Annotated in this window: 20 protein-coding genes and 2 tRNA genes; 20 read left to right on the top strand and 2 right to left on the bottom strand. The window is 56.8% G+C overall.

The window, feature by feature from the left end:
- Positions 1-67: 67 nt before the first annotated feature.
- From pstC to HGHM_RS10250, 7 genes are all read left to right on the top strand, one after another.
- Complete coding sequence (gene pstC / locus HGHM_RS10280; RefSeq protein WP_019141444.1) at positions 68-1,045, top strand: phosphate ABC transporter permease subunit PstC; 978 nt, start codon at positions 68-70, stop codon at positions 1,043-1,045.
- A complete protein-coding gene (gene pstA / locus HGHM_RS10275; RefSeq protein WP_019141443.1) occupies positions 1,042-1,890 on the top strand; it encodes a phosphate ABC transporter permease PstA in 849 nt (282 codons plus the stop codon). The genes pstC and pstA overlap by 4 nt, the downstream gene beginning before the upstream one ends.
- A 1-nt stretch (position 1,891) precedes the next feature.
- A complete protein-coding gene (gene pstB, locus HGHM_RS10270; RefSeq protein WP_019141442.1) occupies positions 1,892-2,674 on the top strand; it encodes a phosphate ABC transporter ATP-binding protein PstB in 783 nt (260 codons plus the stop codon).
- A gap of 42 nt (positions 2,675-2,716) precedes the next feature.
- Positions 2,717-3,424 carry a phosphate signaling complex protein PhoU gene (gene phoU / locus HGHM_RS10265; RefSeq protein WP_019141441.1) on the top strand — a complete coding sequence of 236 codons (708 nt, stop codon included), beginning with the start codon at positions 2,717-2,719 and terminating at the stop codon, positions 3,422-3,424.
- 2 nt (positions 3,425-3,426) lie between these two features.
- Positions 3,427-4,116, top strand: coding sequence for a phosphate regulon transcriptional regulator PhoB (gene phoB, locus HGHM_RS10260; protein WP_019141440.1), 690 nt, complete (start codon positions 3,427-3,429; stop codon positions 4,114-4,116).
- Between the two features lie 8 nt (positions 4,117-4,124).
- Complete coding sequence (gene phoR, locus HGHM_RS10255; protein ID WP_019141439.1) at positions 4,125-5,420, top strand: phosphate regulon sensor histidine kinase PhoR; 1,296 nt, start codon at positions 4,125-4,127, stop codon at positions 5,418-5,420.
- Positions 5,421-5,539: 119 nt separating this feature from the next.
- Complete coding sequence (locus HGHM_RS10250; protein WP_026075898.1) at positions 5,540-6,514, top strand: patatin-like phospholipase family protein; 975 nt, start codon at positions 5,540-5,542, stop codon at positions 6,512-6,514.
- 29 nt (positions 6,515-6,543) lie between these two features.
- Here HGHM_RS10250 and HGHM_RS21115 read toward each other — a convergent pair whose 3' ends face one another.
- A complete protein-coding gene (locus HGHM_RS21115) occupies positions 6,544-7,101 on the bottom strand; it encodes a C40 family peptidase (protein ID WP_019141437.1) in 558 nt (185 codons plus the stop codon).
- Positions 7,102-7,254: 153 nt separating this feature from the next.
- Between HGHM_RS21115 and HGHM_RS10240 the strand changes: the two genes are divergently transcribed.
- From HGHM_RS10240 to HGHM_RS10210, 6 genes are all read left to right on the top strand, one after another.
- Complete coding sequence (locus HGHM_RS10240) at positions 7,255-8,448, top strand: response regulator (protein ID WP_034348482.1); 1,194 nt, start codon at positions 7,255-7,257, stop codon at positions 8,446-8,448.
- Positions 8,449-8,531: 83 nt separating this feature from the next.
- Positions 8,532-8,939, top strand: coding sequence for a GlcG/HbpS family heme-binding protein (locus tag HGHM_RS10235; protein WP_019141435.1), 408 nt, complete (start codon positions 8,532-8,534; stop codon positions 8,937-8,939).
- Positions 8,940-9,160: 221 nt separating this feature from the next.
- The gene (gene carA, locus HGHM_RS10225; protein WP_019141433.1) at positions 9,161-10,327 is read left to right on the top strand and encodes a glutamine-hydrolyzing carbamoyl-phosphate synthase small subunit; all 1,167 of its coding nucleotides are present in this window, start codon (positions 9,161-9,163) and stop codon (positions 10,325-10,327) included.
- Positions 10,320-13,550, top strand: coding sequence for a carbamoyl-phosphate synthase large subunit (gene carB, locus HGHM_RS10220; RefSeq protein ID WP_026075896.1), 3,231 nt, complete (start codon positions 10,320-10,322; stop codon positions 13,548-13,550). Before carA ends, carB begins: the two co-directional genes overlap by 8 nt.
- A gap of 97 nt (positions 13,551-13,647) precedes the next feature.
- On the top strand, positions 13,648-14,124 hold the full coding sequence (gene greA, locus HGHM_RS10215; protein WP_019141431.1) for a transcription elongation factor GreA: 477 nt from the start codon (positions 13,648-13,650) through the stop codon (positions 14,122-14,124).
- A gap of 5 nt (positions 14,125-14,129) precedes the next feature.
- Positions 14,130-14,576 carry a DUF4149 domain-containing protein gene (locus HGHM_RS10210; RefSeq protein ID WP_026075895.1) on the top strand — a complete coding sequence of 149 codons (447 nt, stop codon included), beginning with the start codon at positions 14,130-14,132 and terminating at the stop codon, positions 14,574-14,576.
- Positions 14,577-14,615: 39 nt separating this feature from the next.
- Here HGHM_RS10210 and yhbY read toward each other — a convergent pair whose 3' ends face one another.
- Complete coding sequence (gene yhbY, locus HGHM_RS10205) at positions 14,616-15,086, bottom strand: ribosome assembly RNA-binding protein YhbY (RefSeq protein ID WP_019141429.1); 471 nt, start codon at positions 15,084-15,086, stop codon at positions 14,616-14,618.
- A gap of 32 nt (positions 15,087-15,118) precedes the next feature.
- Here yhbY and HGHM_RS10200 point away from each other — a divergent pair, with 32 nt between their 5' ends.
- The 7 genes from HGHM_RS10200 (at position 15,119) to HGHM_RS10170 (ending at position 21,540) form a co-directional block, all read left to right on the top strand.
- A complete protein-coding gene (locus HGHM_RS10200; RefSeq protein ID WP_019141428.1) occupies positions 15,119-15,763 on the top strand; it encodes an RlmE family RNA methyltransferase in 645 nt (214 codons plus the stop codon).
- Between the two features lie 136 nt (positions 15,764-15,899).
- Positions 15,900-17,786, top strand: coding sequence for an ATP-dependent zinc metalloprotease FtsH (ftsH, locus tag HGHM_RS10195; protein WP_026075894.1), 1,887 nt, complete (start codon positions 15,900-15,902; stop codon positions 17,784-17,786).
- Positions 17,787-17,877: 91 nt separating this feature from the next.
- Positions 17,878-18,717 carry a dihydropteroate synthase gene (gene folP, locus HGHM_RS10190; RefSeq protein ID WP_019141426.1) on the top strand — a complete coding sequence of 280 codons (840 nt, stop codon included), beginning with the start codon at positions 17,878-17,880 and terminating at the stop codon, positions 18,715-18,717.
- A 19-nt stretch (positions 18,718-18,736) separates the two neighbouring features.
- Complete coding sequence (gene glmM / locus HGHM_RS10185; protein ID WP_026075893.1) at positions 18,737-20,074, top strand: phosphoglucosamine mutase; 1,338 nt, start codon at positions 18,737-18,739, stop codon at positions 20,072-20,074.
- Between the two features lie 58 nt (positions 20,075-20,132).
- The gene (locus HGHM_RS10180; protein ID WP_026075892.1) at positions 20,133-21,032 is read left to right on the top strand and encodes an RluA family pseudouridine synthase; all 900 of its coding nucleotides are present in this window, start codon (positions 20,133-20,135) and stop codon (positions 21,030-21,032) included.
- Between the two features lie 103 nt (positions 21,033-21,135).
- Positions 21,136-21,212, top strand: a tRNA-Pro gene (locus HGHM_RS10175).
- 251 nt (positions 21,213-21,463) lie between these two features.
- A tRNA-Arg gene (locus HGHM_RS10170) sits at positions 21,464-21,540 on the top strand.
- Positions 21,541-21,604 lie beyond the last annotated feature (64 nt).

Genomic DNA, 21,604 nt, shown 5'->3' with positions numbered 1-21,604 from the left:
ATCTGCCTTTTAAACCATGAATGTACACACGCCTTCATCTGCGGCCTGCGCCAAGCAGTCAGGCCGCATGACAGAACAAGCCGAAACTGCAGCGAAGGCGCTCGCTTCGACTGTCCGCATGCAGCGGCTGCAGGATTTCCTGTTTCATAAAATCACGCTGGCATTCGCATTGAGCGTCCTGCTGGTCCTGAGCGGTATTATCGTTTCCCTCGTCATCGGCGCTTGGCCGGCGTTCAAGGAATTCGGTCCATCGTTCATCACAACCATTGAATGGGATCCGGTGAATGACAAATATGGCGCCCTGATCGCCATCGTGGGCACGCTGGCCACCTCATTCATTGCGCTTGCGATCGCCTTGCCCCTGAGTTTCGGAATTGCACTGTTCCTTACCGAAATCTGTCCGGTAAATCTGCGTCGCCCACTCGGGATGGCAGTGGAGCTGCTTGCGGGAATACCGAGCATCATCTATGGCATGTGGGGGCTGTTCATATTTGCGCCCGTCTTCGCAGACTATGTGCAGCCTGCATTGAAGAACACTTTGGGCCAGATCCCGTTCCTTGGCGAATTGTTCAAAGGGCCGATGATGGGAATTGGCACCTTGACCGCCGGCCTGATCCTGGCCGTGATGATCATTCCATTCATTGCCTCGGTAATGCGCGATGTCTTCGAGGTCGTTCCCGCGGTGTTGAAGGAATCCGCCTATGGCCTCGGCTGCACCAGGTGGGAGGTCGTGAGAAGGGTTGTTCTCCCGTATACGAAAACCGGCGTGGTAGGAGGTGTGATGCTGGGCCTTGGACGGGCGCTGGGTGAAACCATGGCCGTCACCTTCGTCATCGGCAATGCCCAGGCATTGTCGTGGTCGCTTTTCTCTCCCGGGAGCAGCATTGCCTCTACGCTGGCCAATGAATTCGCGGAAGCGGAATCGAAGCTGCATCTGTCCTCGCTGTTCGCGCTCGGCCTGATTCTGTTTCTGATCACCTTTGTGGTGCTGTCGCTGGCGAAATTCATGCTGATGGGCCTGGCACGGAAAGAGGGAGCCAAATGATGAATCCGGTCTACCGCAGGCGTTTATGGAAGCACAGACTTGGAATGGCGCTGTCGGTTGCCGCAATGGTAATCGGTCTCTCATTCCTGGCATGGATTTTAATGACACTGCTGCTCAAGGGCATAGGCGCAGTGCATCCCGCGATGTTCACCATGACGACGCCAGCGCCCGGGGATGAAGGTGGCGGATTGTTGAATGCGATTGTCGGCAGTTTGATGATGGTGGGAGCCGCAACGCTCATCAGCACACCGGTCGGCATTCTCGCAGGAATATACCTCGCCGAGTATGGCGAGCAGAGCTGGGTGGCCCGTGTCACGCGTTTCGTCACGGATGTCATGCTGTCTGCACCATCGATTGTTGTCGGATTGTTCGTGTACGCGATTTACGTGGCGAACGTCAAGCACTTTTCCGGATGGGCCGGCACGTTCTCCATTTCACTGATCGCCATTCCGGTTGTCGTGCGAACTACCGACAACATGCTCAGGCTGGTGCCGAACAGCCTGCGGGAAGCGGCATTTTCGCTCGGTGCGCCACGCTGGAAAGTGGCGATGATGGTGCGCCTGCGCGCGGTCAGAGCCGGCGTCATGACAGGTGTGCTGCTCGCAGTTGCAAGGATTTCCGGGGAAACCGCGCCTCTTTTATTCACCGCGCTGAATAACCAGTTTTTCAGTACCAACATGAACGCGCCTCTGGCCAATCTTCCGGTGGTGATCTATCAGTTTGCAATGAGCCCATATGAAAACTGGCGCACGTTGGCTTGGGGCGGAGCACTGCTGATCACCTTCAGCGTACTCGGCCTGAACATCCTGTCACGTACCTTGTTCAGACAAAAGATTCCTAATTAAAATGAGTCAATCCCTATCTTCCTCTGCCGCGAAGGCCATTCTGGAAATCTCGCATCTCAATTTTTATTACGGTAATTTCCAGAGCCTCAAGGATGTCAACCTGAATATTCATGAGAAAAAGGTGACGGCATTCATCGGTCCATCCGGCTGCGGCAAATCTACCTTGTTGCGCACGCTGAACCGGATGTACGACTTGTACCCCGGTCAGCGCGCGGAAGGGGAGATTTTCTACCAGGGCCGCAATATTCTCGACCCTGATCAGGATGTGAATATCCTGCGTGCGAAAGTGGGCATGGTGTTCCAGAAGCCGACGCCTTTTCCGATGTCGGTGTACGAGAACATCGCCTTCGGCGTGCGCCTGTATGAGAAACTCTCTCGTGGCGAAATGAATGAACGGGTGGAATGGGCACTCAGGAAAGCCGCGTTATGGGATGAGGTCAAGGACAAGCTGGACAAGAGCGGCCTGAGCCTGTCTGGCGGCCAGCAGCAACGGCTGTGCATCGCGCGCGGCATCGCGGTCAAGCCGGACGTGCTGTTGCTGGACGAGCCGACATCGGCACTCGACCCCATTTCGACTGCGAAAATCGAGGAATTGATCAACGAGTTGAAACACGATTACACCATCACGATCGTGACGCACAACATGCAGCAGGCGGCCCGCTGCTCGGATTACACGGCCTACATGTATTTGGGCGAATTGGTAGAGTTCGGTGAAACCGACCAGATTTTCATGAATCCTGCGAAGAAGGAGACCCAGGATTACATTACTGGCCGCTTTGGATAATTTCGGAGCATGAGCAATGAATGATGCATTTAGGAGAATCTGATGCCGGGTGACCACTCTTCAAAACAATATGATCTGGATCTGGAGGCAATACGCTCCAAAGTGCTGCTCATGGGCGGAATGGTCGAGAGCCAGTTCAATGACGCGATCGCTTGTTTCCGCACCGGGAATTCGAATCAGGCCGACGAGGTGATCAAGGCGGATGAACAGGTCAATCGGCTCGAAGTGACCCTGGACGATTCCTGCAGCCACCTGATCGTCAGGCGCCAGCCTGCCGCAAATGACTTGCGTACTGTCATGGCGACCGTCAAGGTCATTACCGACCTGGAGCGCATCGGCGACGAGGCGACGAAGATTGCGCGCACGGCGAAGGAGCTCCATGAACGGGGCATAGCGGGTGCGCTCAATCATTATGAGACGATCCGGGTTCTGGCGGGCCGGGCCGCCGATTTGCTGCATGATGCATTGGATGCTTTTGCGCGTCTCGATCAGGAGCAGGCGGCGAAAATAATCGCGCAGGACGAGGTTGTCGACCATGAATTCCGTTCCATCATGCGCACCCTGATCACATTCATGATGGAAGATCCGAGAACCATCTCGTCGGCCCTGGATACCCTTTGGGTTGCCAAGGCGATCGAGCGCATTGGTGATCATGCGAAGAATATCGCCGAATATGTCGTTTATATCGTTGAGGGAAAGGATATCCGCCATACCGGTTACGCGCATTCCAAGCCGGAAAGCTCTGTATAGTCATGGCAGTTGAGAAAGCCACCATACTTATTGTTGAAGATGAGCCGGCGATTGCCGAGCTGCTGAGCTTTACTCTCAAGGCTGGCGGGTGGAATGTCTCCGTAGCGCAGACGGCGGCGGAAGCATGGACCTCTATCCAGCACCGCATGCCGCAGATGATGTTGCTGGACTGGATGCTGCCGGACCAGAGCGGCTTGAGCTTATTGACGAGGATTCGCAATGACCGGCAGTTTCATGCGCTCCCTGTCATCATGCTGACGGCGAAGGGCATGGAGGAAGACAAGATTGCCGGCCTGGACAGCGGCGCGGACGACTATATAACGAAGCCTTTTTCTCCGCGCGAGCTGACGTCCCGGATCAAGGCGCTATTGCGCCGCAAGAGTCCGGAACATGCGCAGCAATTGATGAGCGCAGGCGCCGTTTCCCTTGACCCGGTTAGCTGCACGGTCACGCTTCATGGCCAGAAGATCGATATCGGCAACACCGAATACAAGTTGCTGAAGTTCTTGCTGGCGCATCCTGAGCGCGTATTCTCGCGGAGCCAGTTGCTGGACCGGGTTTGGGGAGACCATGTGGCGATCGAAGAGCGGACCGTGGATGTCCATGTGCTGCGTCTGCGCAAGGTGCTCAAGGACGCAGAATCCCTGATCAAAACAGTGCGTAGCGTGGGCTACATGCTGTCGGAAAAATAAGTCTAATCATGAGCCAGCGCCTGTTGTTCTGGATTCCCGTCTTTCTGCGGCTTGCACTGATCCTGGTTGGTGTCGGCATCCTGGGATATTTTTATGGCCCGGTCCCTGCGCTGGCTGCCGGTATGGCGGTCATGTGCGCATTGCTGATCGTGCAGCTGCATTATCTTGACCAGCTCGCCGAGTGGCTTGAACATCCAGCCAGTGAAAAGCTGCCGGACGGGTGGGGGGCATGGACCGAGATTTTTGCCCGCCTGTACAAACTGCGGCGCGATGACGAGAAAAACCGGGCTGAACTGAGTGAATGGCTGGCCCGGTTCAGGCAAGCCATGTCGCTGCTGCCGGACGGCGTGGTCATCATGGATGACGTGCTGTTCCTGGAATGGTGCAATCCGGCCGCGGAACGGCATCTCGGTTTCGATCTTGGCCGGGACAAGGGCATGCGCGTAACCAATCTGCTGCGCAGTCCCGAATTCATGGATTACATCATTCTTGGCCGTTACGACCAGGCGCTGACTCTCAGTTTTCGGAATCGGAAGCTGATTGTGCAGATCATTCCATTTGAAAGCCGACGACAGATTCTGGTGACACATGATGTGACCGAATTCGAGCGCATTGAAACCATGCGCCGCGACTTTGTTGCGAACGCTTCGCATGAGTTGCGCACCCCTCTGACCGTCATCAACGGCTTCCTGGAGATTGCCCAGAGTCAGCCAGACCTTGATTCTCAGACGAGAGGGGCGCACCTGAAGCTAATGGCGGAGCAGGGAAAACGAATGCAAAACCTCGTCGAGGACATGCTCACCCTGACGCGCCTGGAGTCGTTGGACCATCCGCTGCGGCCGGAAAGGGTGGATGTCCGCGGCCTGCTTGAACAGGTCCGTCAGGAGGCTCTAGCGCTGTCTGCAGGAAGACACCGCATCTCGCTTGAAGTTGCTGGCCCGGATATCAGCGGAAGTACCGAGGAGTTGAGAAGTGCATTTGGAAACCTGGTATCGAATGCGGTGCGCTACACGCCGGCGGAGGGCAGCATCGACATCCGGTGGCAGGAAACGGAATCAGGTCTCCAATTCATTGTGCGCGACACTGGCATTGGTATCGCGTCCGAGCATCTTTCCCGCCTGACCGAGCGCTTTTATCGCGTTGACAAGGGGCGGTCCAGGGAAACGCAGGGAACCGGGCTCGGTCTGGCAATCGTCAAGCATGTCCTGTTGCGACACGATGCCACTCTTGCCATCGAATCGAAGCCCGGCGAGGGAAGCACTTTTATTGCGACATTCCCGAAGAAAGCGGCTGTCATCGGCTGATCCAACTGGAAGACAGGCTGATCTGGAAAGCGGAAGATTATTGCGGAAAAGTTAATTCCTGGCCGCACAAATTTCTTTCCGCCAACTTCCGCTACAATGGACGACGCTAGTTTTCCGTCATGTCCATCATGCTTCGCTTGTCTTTTGTTTCCGCTCTAGTTGTTTCCGTGGCGCTTGCCGCTTGTGCAACGGTGACCCCGGTCGCCCCAACTTCATCTGCCGTCACGGCGCAACAAGCTGTTGTTCAGACCGTTCCGGTCGCTCCGGTGGTAGTCCCCCCGGAAGTGCTTCCAAAAGCGCCGCGCAACATCAAGATCGGCCTGGCGCTGGGCGGAGGGGCTGCACGCGGATTTGCCCACATCGGCGTCATCAAAGCGCTCGAAGCCCAGGGAATCTATCCCGACATCGTCGTTGGGACGAGTGCGGGTAGCCTGGTTGGCGCTCTGTACGCAGCCGGCAACAATGGATTCGCCCTGCACAAGCTTGCATTGCAAATGGATGAAGCCGCAATTTCCGACTGGTCGATTCCGTTTTTTGCCAAGGCGAGCGGGGTGTTGAAAGGTGAGGCGCTGCAGAATTACGTAAACCGGACCCTGCACAACGTGCCGCTAGAGAAACTGAAGATTCCGTTCGGCGCGGTTGCCACCGACCTTCATACCGGCGCTCCAATTCTTTTCAGGCGGGGCAACACCGGTGTTGCGGTGCGGGCCTCATCTGCAGTGCCCAGCGTTTTCCAGCCCGTGAAAATCGGCAGCCATACCTATGTCGATGGCGGCCTCGTCTCTCCAGTGCCGGTAAGGTTTGCACGTGAAATGGGCGCGGACTTCGTGATTGCGGTCAATATCTCCGCGCAACCCGAAATGCAGCCCTCCGACAGTTCTTTCGATGTGCTGCTGCAAACTTTTGCAATCATGGGAAAGAGCATCAATCAATATGAGCTGAAGGATGCGGACATCGTTCTGCAGCCTAAGCTCGGATCGATGAAGGGGAATGATTTTCCAAGCCGGAATCTGGCGATTCTTGCCGGGGAACAGGTCGCTTCAGCAGCAATACCCGAGATCAAGCAGAAACTGAAGGCGAAGCGGGAGCAATAAACAGGCGCGTCATACGGCTTGCCGGCATTTCATTCATGCTGTCTGCCGGCGTCCGCCGCCATTGCCGCCTGGTCGCTTGCAGGTGCAGAATCCGCTTCAGGTTCATTCATGCGGCGCGCTCCATTGAAGCGTTTTTTCCAGTACCGCAGCGTCATGCTTTCAATCCGGACATGGCCGCCGGAAGCGGGGGCATGAATGAATTTGTTGTCGCCCAGGTAAATGCCGACGTGTGAATATGCCCGGCGCAAAGTGTTGAAAAACACAAGGTCACCCGGTTGCAGATCGCGTAGATGAATCTTCCTTCCGAATCGGCTGATTTCCGTCGAGGTGCGCGGCAGGTCGGCGTCCCATACTTCCTTGAACAGGTAGCGCACAAGTCCGCTGCAATCCACCCCGGTTTCCGGAACATCGCCCCCGTATCTATATCTGGTGCCGATCATGCCGATTGCGCGCATCGTCAGTTCGGATGTCTTGTCCGCATGGACCGGCAATTCAGCGTTTGCCTCGACTGCTTCGCCAGGTTCATCCGAGGCATGAGCGGCGCCAAAAACACAACAGCAGCCGAGGATCAGGGCGCAGAGTCGCATGTACAGTCTCCTTCACATTCACGCTGGCCATTGTGTGCGGCCGATTGTTGCATTCTTTGGCCAACGGAGGGTAAGCGAATCTGGCAATGCTGTCAAAATTTGTTGCCTGAAGGTATGCTTGCACTGAAATAGTTGGAAGACATGTGCGGGCCTATGCAAACACCAGGAGAGATTTCAGTCAAACCACGGATATTGATCGCGGATGACTCGCGTATTGTGCGCGCCACGCTAATCAAGCATATCGAAGGCATGTTTGAATTCCGGGAGGCGCTCGACGGGGAGCAGGCCTGGGAAGTGCTGCTGCTTGATCCAAGCATTCGCGTGGTCATCACCGACCTGACGATGCCCAAGCTTGACGGATACGGGCTTTTGCAGCGGATCCGCGGTTCAAAGGTCAGCCGCATACGCGACATCCCGGTCATCGTGATCTCAGGCAGCGATGAGCGGCAGGAGTGCGAGCGTGCCAAGGCGGCGGGCGCCACTGACCTGATCACGAAAGGCATAGGCACGGCGCAATTGCTGTCGCGTCTTGATATCCTTTCGAAGCTGGTCAGCACTCAGCGGGAATTCGAGCGCGGCCTGGAAGCCCTTGTGCATAGCGATACGCCGGATGCGGCTGTGATGAAGCTGGCTTCTCCCGAGGAGTTGCGAACACAGGCCGAAGTGCTGCTGGCGAACGCAGCCAAGCACAAGAAGAACTTCGTCATCCTGAATGTTTCCATTGGGTTGAAACATGTTGGCCATGAAGGGGGGATTCAGCAGCCTCCGGACGCCATCATCGATGCAATCGGGCAGCTTCTGCGTCGCACGATCCGCCAGACTGACCATGTCGCGAAAACCGGCGAGGCCAGCTATACCCTGGCAACGGGAAGCATCAATTTCGATTCGGCCCGTTTTTTTGCGCTGCGGGTTTGCAAGGCGATCGCCAATGCCAACCTGCTCAAGGATGACAATGTTGCGCTGGTTGCAAGCTGCGGGCTCGCGTCACTAAGTGACAGCGGTTCGGACCCGTCTGCCATCACATTTGACGCGATGAACGAGGCCGCAAACCGTCGCGCTGTGCTCGGCATGGAGCGCGCCGTAACAGGCGTGGTGGGTGCGGAGGAGGAAGCATCTTTTTTGCTTGGCGACACTAAGGCCGGTGCGCTTGATGACGGGGCAATGCAGCAGGGTGGTGGTGTCGGCGGCGATATCTCGGAACCGGATGCTGCCCCTGGAGGCGTGCCGGACCTTGCCACCGTATTGCAATGGCTGAAAGAAGGCAAGGAAGAGCAGGTAAGGCCTTATATCGGGAAGCTGGCGAATGAATTGCAGCCGCTTATAAATATGATGATGACAAAAAAATAATGCGGTTCATTGCGTTCTGATTCCGCGCGTGCATCCCTTGCATGACTCACGTAAAATTCCGCCATCTTTCACAAGGAGGCGCAATGCAATCCAAGCAATACCTGACGCTTGACGACGTCAAGAAAATCGCAGCAGCGGCGGAAGCCGAAGCAAAGGCAAACAACTGGGCGGTCAGCATTTCGATCGTTGACGATGGCGGTCATTTGCTGTGGCTGCAGCGTCTCGATGGCGCTGCTCCGATCTCTGCCCAGATTGCGCCGGCCAAGGCGAAGACCGCAGCGCTCGGCCGCCGCGAGTCCAAGGTCTACGAAGACATGATCAATAACGGCCGTTATTCCTTTATCACTGCACCGGTCCTGGAAGGCATGCTTGAAGGCGGCGTTCCCATCACGGTCGGCGGCCAGTGCCTAGGTGCAGTCGGCGTGTCCGGCGTCAAGTCTACTGAAGACGCTCAGATTGCCAAGGCTGGAATCGCTGCACTTACAGCCTAATCAACGTATCCCTTCACACTCATATTGCCCTTGCCGCAGTTAGAGAATTTGCCGGCAAGGGCGGTATCGGCTATAATTGCAAGGTTTAACCAATTTAGCCCGCCGTAGCGCATACCCCTTCCTTTCCGTCCCGAAAAGACCCGCGAAATCCAAAGCGCAAGCTGCTTGGTTGGCGGTCGTTCGGCGCAGCGCAGCGGCGGTAACCATCTTAGGAGTTACCCTTGCTGCCATTTTTTTCTGGCCATTCAGTTCCGGCCATACTTGCGCTCGCAGACGGGTCCATCTTTCAAGGTTTTTCCATCGGTGCATCCGGCCACACAATCGGCGAAGTGGTGTTCAACACGGCCATGACCGGCTACCAGGAAATCCTGACGGATCCCAGCTACAGTCGCCAGATCGTCACGCTCACTTACCCGCATATCGGTAATGTCGGCGTCAATCCCGAGGATGTCGAGGCCGACAAGATCCATGCAGCCGGCCTGATCATCAAGGATTTGCCCTTGTTGACGTCCAACTTCCGTTCAAAGCAGAGCCTGTCAGATTACCTGAAGTCCGAGAACGTCGTCGGTATCGCCGGTATCGATACCCGCAAGCTGACTCGAATCTTGCGCGAAAAGGGTGCGCAGAACGGTGCCATTCTGGCTGGCGAAGCCGATGCCGAAAAAGCGCTGGCGCTCGCCAAATCCTTTCCCGGCCTTGCCGGCATGGATCTGGCCAAGGTGGTGTCGACCACCAAGCCCTATGTCTGGAACGAGACGGAATGGAAGCTGGGCAAGGGCTTCGGTCAGCAGTCGTCGCCCAAATACCATGTGGTTGCATTCGATTACGGCGTCAAGCGCAACATCTTGCGCATGCTGGCCGAGCGCGGCTGCAAGATCACGGTGTTGCCCGCGCAATCGACCGCAGCCGACGCACTTGCACTCAATCCTGATGGCATCTTCCTCGCAAACGGCCCGGGAGATCCGGAGCCCTGCGATTACGCGATCAAGGCCGCCCGGGAATTGATCGACCGCGGCATTCCGACCTTCGGCATTTGCCTCGGCCATCAGATCATGGGACTCGCGTCCGGCGCGAAAACGCTGAAGATGAAGTTTGGCCACCATGGCGCCAATCACCCGGTCCAGGACCTCGATACCAGGCAGGTGATGATTACTTCGCAAAACCATGGATTTGCAGTTGATCCGGCCACGCTGCCTGCAAATTGCCGCGTCACCCATGTATCCCTGTTCGACGGGTCGCTGCAGGGATTCGAACGCACCGACAAACCCGCGTTCTGTTTCCAGGGACATCCGGAAGCGTCTCCTGGTCCGATGGACATCGCCCCACTGTTTGATCGCTTCATTGGACTGATGGACAAGGCGATGACGGAGAAGAAGAAATATGCCTAAGCGTACAGATATAAAGAGTATTTTGATTATTGGTGCCGGCCCGATCATTATCGGCCAGGCCTGCGAGTTCGACTATTCCGGCGCACAGGCCTGCAAGGCGCTGCGCGAAGAGGGTTACCGGGTGATCCTGGTCAACAGCAACCCGGCGACCATCATGACCGACCCGGAAATGGCCGATGTGACCTACATCGAGCCGATCACCTGGCAGGTGGTGGAACGCATCATCGCCAAGGAGCGTCCGGACGCGATCCTGCCGACCATGGGTGGCCAGACTGCATTGAACTGCGCGCTCGACCTGCATCGCAACGGCGTGCTGGAAAAATATGGCTGCGAACTGATCGGCGCTTCACCTGAAGCGATCGACAAGGCGGAGGACCGTTCCAAGTTCAAGGAAGCCATGACCAAGATCGGTCTCGGCTCTGCGCGCTCGGGTATTGCGCATTCGATGGAAGATGCATGGGCAGTGCAGCAGGAAATCGGCTTCCCGGTCATCATCCGCCCCTCGTTCACCATGGGTGGCACCGGCGGCGGCATCGCTTACAACCCGGAAGAATTCGAAGCCATCTGCAAGCGCGGGCTGGAAGCATCGCCCACCAACGAACTCCTGATCGAAGAGTCCCTGATCGGCTGGAAGGAATTCGAGATGGAAGTTGTCCGTGACCGCAAGGACAACTGCATCATCGTCTGCTCGATCGAGAACCTTGATCCGATGGGCGTGCACACTGGCGACTCGATCACGGTGGCGCCGGCGCAGACGCTGACCGACAAGGAATACCAGATCATGCGTAACGCCTCGCTCGCCGTACTGCGCGAGATCGGCGTTGACACCGGCGGCTCCAACGTGCAGTTCGCGGTCAATCCGAAAGACGGCCGCATGATCGTGATTGAAATGAATCCGCGCGTCTCGCGTTCTTCCGCCCTGGCGTCGAAGGCCACCGGCTTCCCGATTGCGAAAGTGGCGGCCAAGCTGGCAGTCGGATTTACGCTGGATGAATTGCGCAACGAGATCACCGGCGGCGCGACCCCGGCCTCGTTCGAGCCGTCGATCGACTATGTCGTAACCAAGGTGCCGCGTTTCGCCTTCGAAAAATTCCCGCAGGCCGACAGCCATCTGACAACGCAGATGAAGTCGGTAGGCGAAGTGATGGCCATTGGCCGCACCTTCCAGGAATCCTTTCAGAAGGCGCTGCGCGGCCTGGAAGTCGGTGTCGATGGCATGAATGAAAAGACGACCGACCGCGAAACCATCGAGGAAGAGCTCGGCGAGCCGGGACCAGAACGCATCTGGTACGTCGGCGATGCATTCGCGAAGGGATTTTCGCTGGAAGAGGTGCACCAGCTGACCCACATCGATCCCTGGTTCCTGGCGCAGATCAAGGAAATCGTCGATATCGAATTGTGGCTGGAAAAGCAGTCGCTCGAGTCGCTCGACCGGAATACGCTGTACAAGCTCAAGCAAAAAGGCTTCGCCGACCGTCGCCTGGCCAAGCTGATGAAAACTACCGACAAGGCAGTGCGTGAACGGCGCCGCGAGCTGAATGTTCGTCCCGTCTACAAGCGCGTCGATACCTGCGCTGCGGAGTTCGCGACTAAGACTGCGTACATGTACTCGACTTACGATGAAGAGTGCGAGTCGCAGCCGACCGACAAGAAGAAGATCATGGTGCTGGGTGGCGGGCCGAACCGCATCGGGCAGGGCATCGAGTTCGATTACTGCTGCGTGCATGCGGCTCTCGCAATGCGCGAGGATGGTTACGAGACCATCATGGTCAACTGCAACCCGGAAACCGTTTCAACTGACTACGATACGTCGGACCGCCTGTACTTCGAGCCATTGACGCTGGAAGACGTGCTCGAGATCGTCGACAAGGAAAAGCCTTACGGCGTGATCGTGCAGTACGGCGGCCAGACGCCGCTGAAGCTCGCGCTCGACCTGGAGGCGAATGGCGTGCCGATCGTCGGCACTTCGCCGGACATGATCGATGCCGCGGAAGACCGTGAGCGCTTCCAGAAACTGCTGAATGACCTGGGCCTGCGCCAGCCGCCGAACCGTACCGCGCGCACCGAGGAAGAGGCCCTGGCTCTCGCACAGGAAATCGGCTATCCGCTGGTAGTTCGTCCATCCTACGTGCTGGGCGGGCGCGCGATGGAAATCGTGCACGAGCAGCGCGACCTCGAGCGCTACATGCGCGAAGCGGTCAAGGTGTCGAATGATTCGCCGGTGCTGCTCGACCGCTTCCTCAACGACGCGATCGAGGTGGATGTCGACTGCCTGTCGGACGGTCAGCGCACCTTCATCGGCGGCGTGATGGAACATATCGAACAGGCGGGCGTGCACTCCGGCGACTCCGCATGTTCGCTGCCGCCTTATTCGCTGTCGAAAGAGACCATCGAGGAACTCAAGCGCCAGACAGCGCTGATGGCCAAGGGCTTGAACGTGGTCGGCCTGATGAACGTCCAGTTCGCGATCCAGCAGAAGGAAGTCGACGGACAGACCGAGGATGTGGTCTTCGTGCTGGAAGTGAATCCGCGTGCTTCGCGTACCGTGCCCTTCGTGTCCAAGGCGACCGGCCTGCAGCTGGCGAAGATCGCCGCGCGCTGCATGGTGGGGCAGTCCCTGGAGAGCCAAGGTGTCGAGCACGAAGTGGTACCGGGCTACTTCAGTGTCAAGGAAGCAGTGTTCCCGTTCGTGAAGTTCCCGGGCGTGGACACGATTCTCGGACCGGAAATGAAATCGACCGGCGAAGTCATGGGCGTCGGCAAGACTTTCGGCGAAGCTTTCGTCAAGTCGCAGCTGGGCGCCGGCGTGAAGCTGCCGAAATCGGGCAAGGTGTTCCTCAGCGTCAAGAACAGCGACAAGCCGCGCGCAGTGCAGGTCGCCAAGGACTTGGTCGAGCTGGGCTTCTCGGTGGTGGCAACCAAAGGCACGGCAGCAGCCATCGCTTCTGCGGGCATTCCGGTTGCGACCGTGAATAAGGTTGCCGAGGGCAGGCCGCACATCGTCGACATGATCAAAAACAATGAAATTGCTCTCGTGATCAATACTGTCGAGGAAAAGCGCTCCGCCATCGCGGATTCACGCACCATCCGTACCTCCGCGCTGGCAGCACGGGTGCCGACGTTCACAACTATCGCGGGTGCGGAAGCGGCGGTGGAAGGCATGCATCATCTCGATGAATTGCACGTCTACGATTTACAAGGCTTGCATAAAACCTTAAACTAGCCAGACAATTCGAGTTTAGCCACAGAGGTCACAGACGGTATCGACATGTTCGATGCTATTTGTGACCTCTGTGGTTTTCATTTTGCCAAAAGAAATCATGAGTACCGTTCCCATTACAAAATTTGGTGCAGAACTGCTGAAGGAAGAACTGCAGCGCTTGAAATCCAAAGAACGTCCGGCTGTGATCAATGCGATTGCGGAAGCACGGGCGCAAGGCGACTTGTCCGAGAACGCCGAATACGATGCGGCGAAAGAGCGCCAGAGCTTCATCGAAGGCCGGATCGCCGAATTGGAAGGCAAGCTGAGCGCTGCCCAGATCATCGACCCGAAGCTGCTGGATGCCGAAGGCCGGGTAGTGTTCGCATCCACCGTTTGCCTCGAAGACCTGGAAACCGGGCAGAAGGTGAAATATCAGATCGTGGGCGAGGACGAGGCCGACCTGAAGGAGTCCAAGATATCAATCACATCGCCGATTGCACGCGCCTTGATCGGCAAGTATGCCGGCGACGTGGTCGAGGTCAATGCGCCGTCCGGCATCCGCGAATACGAAATTCTCGAAGTGCTCTATATCTGATGTCCATGCTGGCGGCGCGCGTGCGGGTGCTGATCACGACCTTCTGGGTAGGAGGATTGTGGGCCATCGGCTATGTCGTCGCGCCGACCCTGTTTGCCACGCTGGCGGACAGAGGGCTGGCGGGCACCATTGCGGGCAGCCTGTTTCACATTGAAGCGTGGCTGTCGGTTGGTTGCGCGCTGATTCTGCTTGCCTTGGCCAGGATGGACCGAGATGGTGATGAAAGAGGGCGGCGCATCCGGATTGGCCTGGTTCTGGCCATGCTCGCATGTACGCTCATCGGCTATTTCGGCCTTCAGCCGTTCATGGCCGAAATTCGTGCCGCCGCAGGTCCCGGAGGCATCGCGGACCCGGATGCCCGGATGAAGTTCGGAATCCTGCATGGCATCTCGAGTGCCATTTACCTGATTCAAAGCCTGCTCGGGGCGGCCCTGGTTTTCAAAAGCAGGTAGGCAAGCCTGTTGTTCCAGGCAGAGACTGTTGCGATCCGCTTAGCGGCCCAATGCCGATTTCTTGGTGCTTTTCTGGCGCGGCTTGGCCCGCTTGATTGAACCGCCGGCAGTGACCCGCTCGTTACCCTTGAGAATGACCTTGCTTACGGTTGGGCGCTTGGTGCCGCTTGCGCTGGGTTTGATGATCGTGACTTCGCGCAGACCCTTGCCTCTTTTCTCGCTGCGCTCCTTCGGTTCTTCTTTCCTGGGGCGGTAAATGACCAGCAGCTTGCCGATATGCTGGATAGGCGCGGCATCAAGTTCGCTGCAAATGGTTTCATAGATGCCGGTACGGGCTTCGCGGTCGTCTCCGAAAACACGAACTTTGATCAGGCCATGCGCATTCAGGCTGGCATCGATTTCCTTCAGGACGCCCGGCGTCAGACCGGATTCACCGATGATGACGACCGGATTCAGCGCATGCGCTTCGGAGCGAAGTGCGCTGCGCTCGGCGGGTGATAATTTAAGCATGATAAATTTCCTAAAAACGGTATTCTACGCGAATGGCAAAGAACAAATTGAACAAAAGCTGGCTGCACGAGCACATCAATGACCCGTATGTGAAGCTGGCCCAGAAAGAGGGCTATCGTGCGCGGGCGGCATACAAGCTGAAAGAGATCGACGAGGCGGAAAAGCTGATCAAACCGGGCCAGATCATCGTCGATCTCGGCTGTGCGCCCGGCAGCTGGTCGCAATACATCCGCAACAAGCTGGCGGGTCAGGCGGGTGGCGGAATTCATGGAACCATCATTGGCCTGGATATTCTGCCAATGGAGCCGATCGCCGATGTCCATTTCATTCAGGGCGATTTTCGGGAACAGGATGTGCTGGAGCAGCTCGAGCAAGTGGTCGCGGGCCGCAAGGTTGATCTCGTCTTGTCCGACATGGCTCCCAATCTGTCCGGCGTGGCAGTGACGGACGCCGCCCGGGTGGAGGATATAATCGATCTGGCAATCGAATTTGCCCGTGCACACATGAAACCTTCCGGGGCCCTGCTCGTCAAATGTTTCAATGGGACGGGTTACAGCCAGCTGGTAGAGAAATTCAAGAGAGAATTCAAGACAGTCCTGTCCAAGAAGCCTAAGGCCAGCAGGGATAAATCCTCTGAAATTTTCTTGCTCGGTAAAATACTCAAGAATCCCGCTTGAATCCGGCATGAATGACTTTTCGCCCTTGACTTTAAAGGGTTCAGCCACACATGCAAGCTAGTAAGCCCCACGCAATGGGGGTAGAATCAACCTTACAAGATTTGTAAATGGGCGCGCCAGCGTCTAAGGAGTTCTAGTGAACAACATGTTTTCCAAAGCCGCCATCTGGGTGGTCATCGCCTTGGTGCTTTTCACTGTCTTCAAGCAGTTCGATGGCCGTACGCTTGCTGGCGGTGCAACGCCGGTTGCTTATTCGGACTTCCTGGACGAGGTGAAATCCAAGCACATCAAGGAAGCTACCATCGAAGACCGCAGCATCATCGCGACTACGACGGACGGCAAGAAAGTCAAGACGGCGGTCACCTATCTCGACCGCGGACTGATCGGCGACCTCATCAACAATGGCGTCAAGTTTGACGTCAAGCAACCGGAAGAGCAGTCCTTCCTGTCACAAGTCTTTATCTCCTGGTTCCCGATGCTGCTCCTGATCGGCGTATGGGTCTTTTTCATGCGCCAGATGCAGGGAGGCGGGAAAGGCGGCGCTTTCTCCTTCGGCCGCTCCAAGGCCAGAATGCTGGATGAGGCGAGCAATACCGTGACGTTCGCCGATGTCGCCGGTTGCGACGAGGCAAAGGAAGAAGTCCAGGAACTGGTGGACTTCCTGCGTGACCCGACCAAGTTCCAGAAGCTGGGTGGCCGCATTCCGCGTGGCGTATTGATGGTCGGCCCTCCGGGTACCGGTAAGACTTTGCTGGCACGTGCAATCGCTGGCGAGGCAAAAGTGCCTTTCTTCACGATTTCCGGTTCGGACTTCGTTGAAATGTTCGTTGGTGTCGGCGCATCCCGCGTACGCGACATGTTTGAAAATGCCAAGAAGCATTCGCCCTGCATCATCTTCATTGATGAAATTGATGCGGTCGGTCGCCATCGTGGTGCCGGCATGGGTGGTGGCAATGACGAGCGCGAGCAGACGCTGAACCAGTTGCTGGTGGAAATGGATGGCTTTGAGGCAACTTCAGGCGTGATCGTCATTGCAGCAACCAACCGAGCCGATGTGCTGGACAAGGCACTGCTGCGCCCGGGTCGTTTCGATCGCCAGGTGATGGTCGGCTTGCCGGATATCCGCGGCCGCGAGCAGATCCTGTACGTCCATATGCGCAAGGTGCCGATTGCACCGGACGTCAAGGCCGACATCCTGGCCCGTGGTACGCCGGGCTTCTCCGGCGCCGATCTGGCGAATCTTGTGAACGAGGCAGCCCTGTTTGCAGCCCGCCGCAACAAGCGCCTGGTGGAAATGCAGGATTTCGAGGATGCCAAGGACAAGATCGTCATGGGGCCGGAGCGCAAGTCGGCGGTCATGCGCGAAGAAGAGCGCCGCAATACTGCGTACCATGAGTCCGGTCACGCAGTGGTTGCCAAGCTTTTGCCGAAGGCTGACCCTGTGCATAAAGTGACCATCATGCCGCGCGGTTTTGCGCTGGGACTTACCTGGCAATTGCCCGAGCACGACCGCGTCAACATGTACAAGGACAAGATGCTGGAAGAAATTGCCATCCTGTTCGGTGGACGTATTGCTGAAGAGATTTTCATGCATCAAATGTCTACCGGCGCATCGAACGACTTCGAACGTGCAACGAAGCTTGCACGTGCGATGGTGACACGCTACGGCATGTCGGAAACCCTGGGCACCATGGTGTACGAGGATACGGAGCAGGACGCCTATTTCGGCCGCATGACTTCCAAAACTGTATCCGAGGCGACCCAGCAAAAGGTTGACAACGAGATCCGCTCGATTCTCGATACGCAATATGCCTTGTCGCGCCGCCTGCTGGAAGAAAACCGGAGCAAGGTTGAAGTAATGGCAAATGCATTGCTGGAATGGGAAACGCTCGATGCCGACCAGATCAACGACATCATGGAAGGCCGTGAACCGCGTCCGCCGAAGGCTGGCGTGCCGCCCAAACGGTCCGCTTCCGACAATGCTTCGGGCGGTGTTTCTCCGAATGCGCCGGCACCGGCCTGATTCCGGGCTGGTTCGAGCAATTACCGAAGTACTTGAATAAAAGGGTGAGGAGCAATCCTCGCCCTTTTTTGTTAACCAAAAGATTCGAGCAATGCAAACCTATCTGCAATGCGGGCGCTACCGCCTGTCTCTGGACCAGAGCGAGTCCAGAACTTATGTCATGGGCATCCTGAATGTGACGCCGGATTCCTTTTCCGACGGCGGCAGACACCATTCCCTGGAACGCGCCCTGTCTCATGCCGAACAAATGATTGCCGACGGCGTTGACATTATCGATATAGGCGGCGAATCCACCCGGCCAGGTGCTCCCCCGGTCTCGGTCGAAGAGGAGTTGCAGCGAGTCATGCCTGTCTTGTACGCCTTGCGCGACTGCGGAAAGCCGCTTTCTGTCGATACCTGCAAGCCGGAGGTCATGCGCGAGGCAATTATGGCGGGAGCAGACATGATCAACGACATCAAGGGATTTACCGCCCAAGGTGCGTTGAGTGTCGTCAAGGAAAGTGACTGTGCCTTATGTATCATGCACATGCAAAATGATCCGCAGACGATGCAATTGAAGCCGGAGTACGAGGATGTCACGCGCGAGGTCACGGCTTATCTTCGAGAACGCATCAGGTCGATCGAACAAGAAAACATTGATCGCCGTCGACTATGCATCGACCCGGGATTTGGATTCGGCAAGACCTTGGAGCATAATCTTGCCCTGTTAAAAAATATCGACTGGCTGCAGAAGGAGCTCGACTTGCCGGTATTGGCTGGCCTGTCCCGCAAATCAATGATCGGCGCCATTACCGGGAGGCAGGTGGAGCAGCGGCTTGCAGGAAGTCTTGCCGCTGCATTGGCGGCTGCAGCACATGGCGCGCGCATCGTGCGTGTTCATGATGTGGCGGAAACGGTCGATGCACTGACAGTCTGGCGCGCAGCCTCGTGAATACAGACAGGAATCAAAAATGACACGTAAATATTTCGGCACCGACGGTGTCCGGGGAAGAGTAGGGGTTGCTCCAATCACGCCGGATTTCGTGATGAAGCTTGGTTATGCCGCTGGCAAGGTGCTGGTGCAGGAAGGGACAAGCCCGGCCAAGCCAACGGTGCTGATCGGGAAGGACACCCGCATTTCCGGCTACATGTTTGAAGCCGCCCTGGAGGCTGGTTTTGCTGCGGCTGGCGTGGACGTGATGCTGGCCGGGCCAATGCCGACTCCGGCGATAGCGTACCTGACCCGCGCGCTCAGGTTGTCTGCAGGCGTCGTAATTTCCGCCTCGCACAATCCATACGATGACAACGGCATCAAGTTCTTCTCTGCCCAGGGCAGCAAGCTCCCGGACGCTGTCGAATCGGCGATTGAGGCTGCCATCGACATGCCCATGGAATGCGTGCCTTCCGAAAAGCTGGGAAAGGCCAAGCGTCTGTTCGATGCCCAGGGCCGCTATATTGAATTCTGCAAAAGCACCTTCCCGAATGAGCTGGACCTGCGCGGCCTGAAAATCGTGGTTGACTGTGCCCACGGGGCTGCCTACAACATCGCGCCCGATGTATTCCACGAGCTCGGCGCCGAAGTCGTCGCGATCGGCAACGAGCCGAATGGTTTGAACATCAATGACAAGCTTGGCGCCACCGCACCGCAAGCGCTGTCGAAGGCAGTGATTCAGCATGGTGCCGATCTTGGTATTGCCCTGGATGGGGACGCGGACCGGTTGCTGATGGTCGATAACACTGGGCGGATCTACAATGGCGACGAATTGCTTTACGTCATGGTGAAGGACCGCATGGCCACCGCGCCAATCGAAGGCGCGGTTGGCACGCTGATGACCAACATGGCGCTGGAAGTTGCCTTCAAGAAGATGGGCATTGGTTTTGCACGTGCGAAAGTCGGCGACCGCTATGTGCTGGAAATCCTGCAGGAACGGGGATGGCTGGTGGGCGGAGAAGGCTCCGGACACTTGCTGTTCCTGGACAAGCATACGACAGGCGACGGTATTGTCTCCGCACTGCAAGTGCTGTCTGCATTGAAGCGCTGCGGCAAGACCCTCGCCGAATGCACCGCCGACATCGCGCTTTATCCGCAAAGCCTGGTCAACGTGAAAGTGGCGCCCGGATTCGACTGGCAGAAGAATGCGGCGCTCCTGACAGAAAAGGAAATCGTCGAATCGGAGCTGGGCGACAAGGGGCGGGTACTGATCCGTGCATCCGGTACCGAACCCCTGATCCGTGTCATGGTGGAGGCGGAGAGCGCCGAAACCGCCGAGAAGATGGCGCAGCGTATTGCCGCCAGGGTGAATGCCTGAGCCAGCTCGCAGGGCACATGAAACGGTCAAACGCGGGACGCAAGGCTGGCAGGATGTGATGACGCCGTTGCCAATGCGGTCTGGCGTGAGTCCGAGCTACCTGTGTTTGCCTGTGGGCTCCTGGCCAAGCCTTCTTGCCTTTCTGGAAAAGCGGTTTCCTGACGTGTCGTTGGCAACCTGGATTTCCCGCATGAACAGAGGGGAAGTCGTCGACGCCAAGGGAAATCGATTGAGTCCCGATAGCCCATATCGACAGGGACACTGCATTTTTTATTATCGTGAGCTCGAAAAGGAGACGCCGATCCCTTTCGAAGAAAAAATCCTCTATCAGAACGAACATATCCTCGTCGCCGACAAGCCGCACTTCTTGCCGGTCATTCCTTCCGGCCGCTTTCTTCACGAAACCCTCCTTGTCCGCCTGAAGAAGAAAACCGGCCTTGAGCATTTGACACCCATCCATCGCATCGACAGGGAAACTGCGGGAATTGTCATTTTTTCCCATAATCCGGCTACGCGCGGCAGTTATCAGTCCCTGTTCCAAAAACGGGCAATGAAAAAAACCTACGAAGCCTTGGCCGGTTGCCTGCCGGGTCTAAGTTTTCCGCTTACTTACCGGAGCCGTATGGTGGAGGGGGACAAGTTTTTCCGCATGAAACAAGTGGAAGGGCCGCCAAATTCCGAAACCCGGATCGAAGTGCTGGAAAAGCGCGGTGACATCAGTCTTTACCGCCTGTATCCCGTCACCGGGAAAAAGCATCAGTTGCGCCTGCATCTTTCCGCACTCGGGATCCCGATTGTCAATGATAATTTTTATCCCGAAGCGCAAGCCTGCAAAGGCGATGACATGTCGCAGCCGCTCAAACTATTGGCGAAAGCCATTTCCTTTCAGGATCCATTTACAGGCCGGGAACAGTATTTCGAAAGCTGTCGACAACTGTCTTGGGATAATCTGTCTTGACGCTGCTCCTGGTTCTGCCTAGCATGGTCTTATAGGTTGTCTACTTCGGTCCTCACGTATAAATTGACCTGGGCAAACGGGTCGAGTATCATGCCTTTCTTTTCGGAGTGTAGCGCAGCCCGGTAGCGCACCTGCTTTGGGAGCAGGGGGTCCAAGGTTCGAATCCTTGTACTCCGACCAGTATTCAAAGGGTTAGCTTTATCGCTAACCCTTTTTCTTTTTCGGTAAAAGCACGGCGAGTCCGAATATCGGTTTCGCTTTTGCTATCGAAGGGCATAACGGACCTGCCGCGTTGTTTGGGGATGCCCCGTGCTTGGTTGAAAGCGCAAGGCATTAGCGGTAATATTCGCACGGCTTCGCAAGCAGTCCATGCATGCGGGCCAACCCGAATGCCGCACCTTGCATGCCGGCTCCAGAAATTTCTCTACACACTGCCCATAGCTCAGCTGGATAGAGCAACGGCCTTCTAAGCCGTAGGTCGCAGGTTCGACTCCTGCTGGGCAGGCCACATCCTCGTTAAGCGCTGCCACGCCCGATTTCAGGTCAATGCCAATTGCCAATCAAGTCACTAC

Origin of the sequence: Noviherbaspirillum massiliense JC206 (genome assembly GCF_000312045.1) — a bacterium.
GTDB classification, from domain to species: Bacteria; Pseudomonadota; Gammaproteobacteria; order Burkholderiales; family Burkholderiaceae_D; genus Noviherbaspirillum; species Noviherbaspirillum massiliense.
This window is presented reverse-complemented; position numbering and strand designations above follow the sequence as displayed.

Excerpts from the sequence above, each read along its gene's own strand:
- pstC (WP_019141444.1), top strand. The coding sequence starts at position 68 with ATGACAGAACAAGCCGAAACTGCAGCGAAGGCGCTCGCTTCGACTGTC.
- pstA (WP_019141443.1), top strand. The coding sequence starts at position 1,042 with ATGATGAATCCGGTCTACCGCAGGCGTTTATGGAAGCACAGACTTGGA.
- pstB (WP_019141442.1), top strand. The coding sequence starts at position 1,892 with ATGAGTCAATCCCTATCTTCCTCTGCCGCGAAGGCCATTCTGGAAATC.
- phoU (WP_019141441.1), top strand. The coding sequence starts at position 2,717 with ATGCCGGGTGACCACTCTTCAAAACAATATGATCTGGATCTGGAGGCA.
- phoB (WP_019141440.1), top strand. The coding sequence starts at position 3,427 with ATGGCAGTTGAGAAAGCCACCATACTTATTGTTGAAGATGAGCCGGCG.
- phoR (WP_019141439.1), top strand. The coding sequence starts at position 4,125 with ATGAGCCAGCGCCTGTTGTTCTGGATTCCCGTCTTTCTGCGGCTTGCA.
- HGHM_RS10250 (WP_026075898.1), top strand. The coding sequence starts at position 5,540 with ATGTCCATCATGCTTCGCTTGTCTTTTGTTTCCGCTCTAGTTGTTTCC.
- HGHM_RS21115 (WP_019141437.1), bottom strand. The coding sequence starts at position 7,101 with ATGCGACTCTGCGCCCTGATCCTCGGCTGCTGTTGTGTTTTTGGCGCC.
- HGHM_RS10240 (WP_034348482.1), top strand. The coding sequence starts at position 7,255 with ATGCAAACACCAGGAGAGATTTCAGTCAAACCACGGATATTGATCGCG.
- HGHM_RS10235 (WP_019141435.1), top strand. The coding sequence starts at position 8,532 with ATGCAATCCAAGCAATACCTGACGCTTGACGACGTCAAGAAAATCGCA.
- carB (WP_026075896.1), top strand. The coding sequence starts at position 10,320 with ATGCCTAAGCGTACAGATATAAAGAGTATTTTGATTATTGGTGCCGGC.
- greA (WP_019141431.1), top strand. The coding sequence starts at position 13,648 with ATGAGTACCGTTCCCATTACAAAATTTGGTGCAGAACTGCTGAAGGAA.
- HGHM_RS10210 (WP_026075895.1), top strand. The coding sequence starts at position 14,130 with ATGCTGGCGGCGCGCGTGCGGGTGCTGATCACGACCTTCTGGGTAGGA.
- yhbY (WP_019141429.1), bottom strand. The coding sequence starts at position 15,086 with ATGCTTAAATTATCACCCGCCGAGCGCAGCGCACTTCGCTCCGAAGCG.
- HGHM_RS10200 (WP_019141428.1), top strand. The coding sequence starts at position 15,119 with ATGGCAAAGAACAAATTGAACAAAAGCTGGCTGCACGAGCACATCAAT.
- folP (WP_019141426.1), top strand. The coding sequence starts at position 17,878 with ATGCAAACCTATCTGCAATGCGGGCGCTACCGCCTGTCTCTGGACCAG.
- glmM (WP_026075893.1), top strand. The coding sequence starts at position 18,737 with ATGACACGTAAATATTTCGGCACCGACGGTGTCCGGGGAAGAGTAGGG.
- HGHM_RS10180 (WP_026075892.1), top strand. The coding sequence starts at position 20,133 with ATGACGCCGTTGCCAATGCGGTCTGGCGTGAGTCCGAGCTACCTGTGT.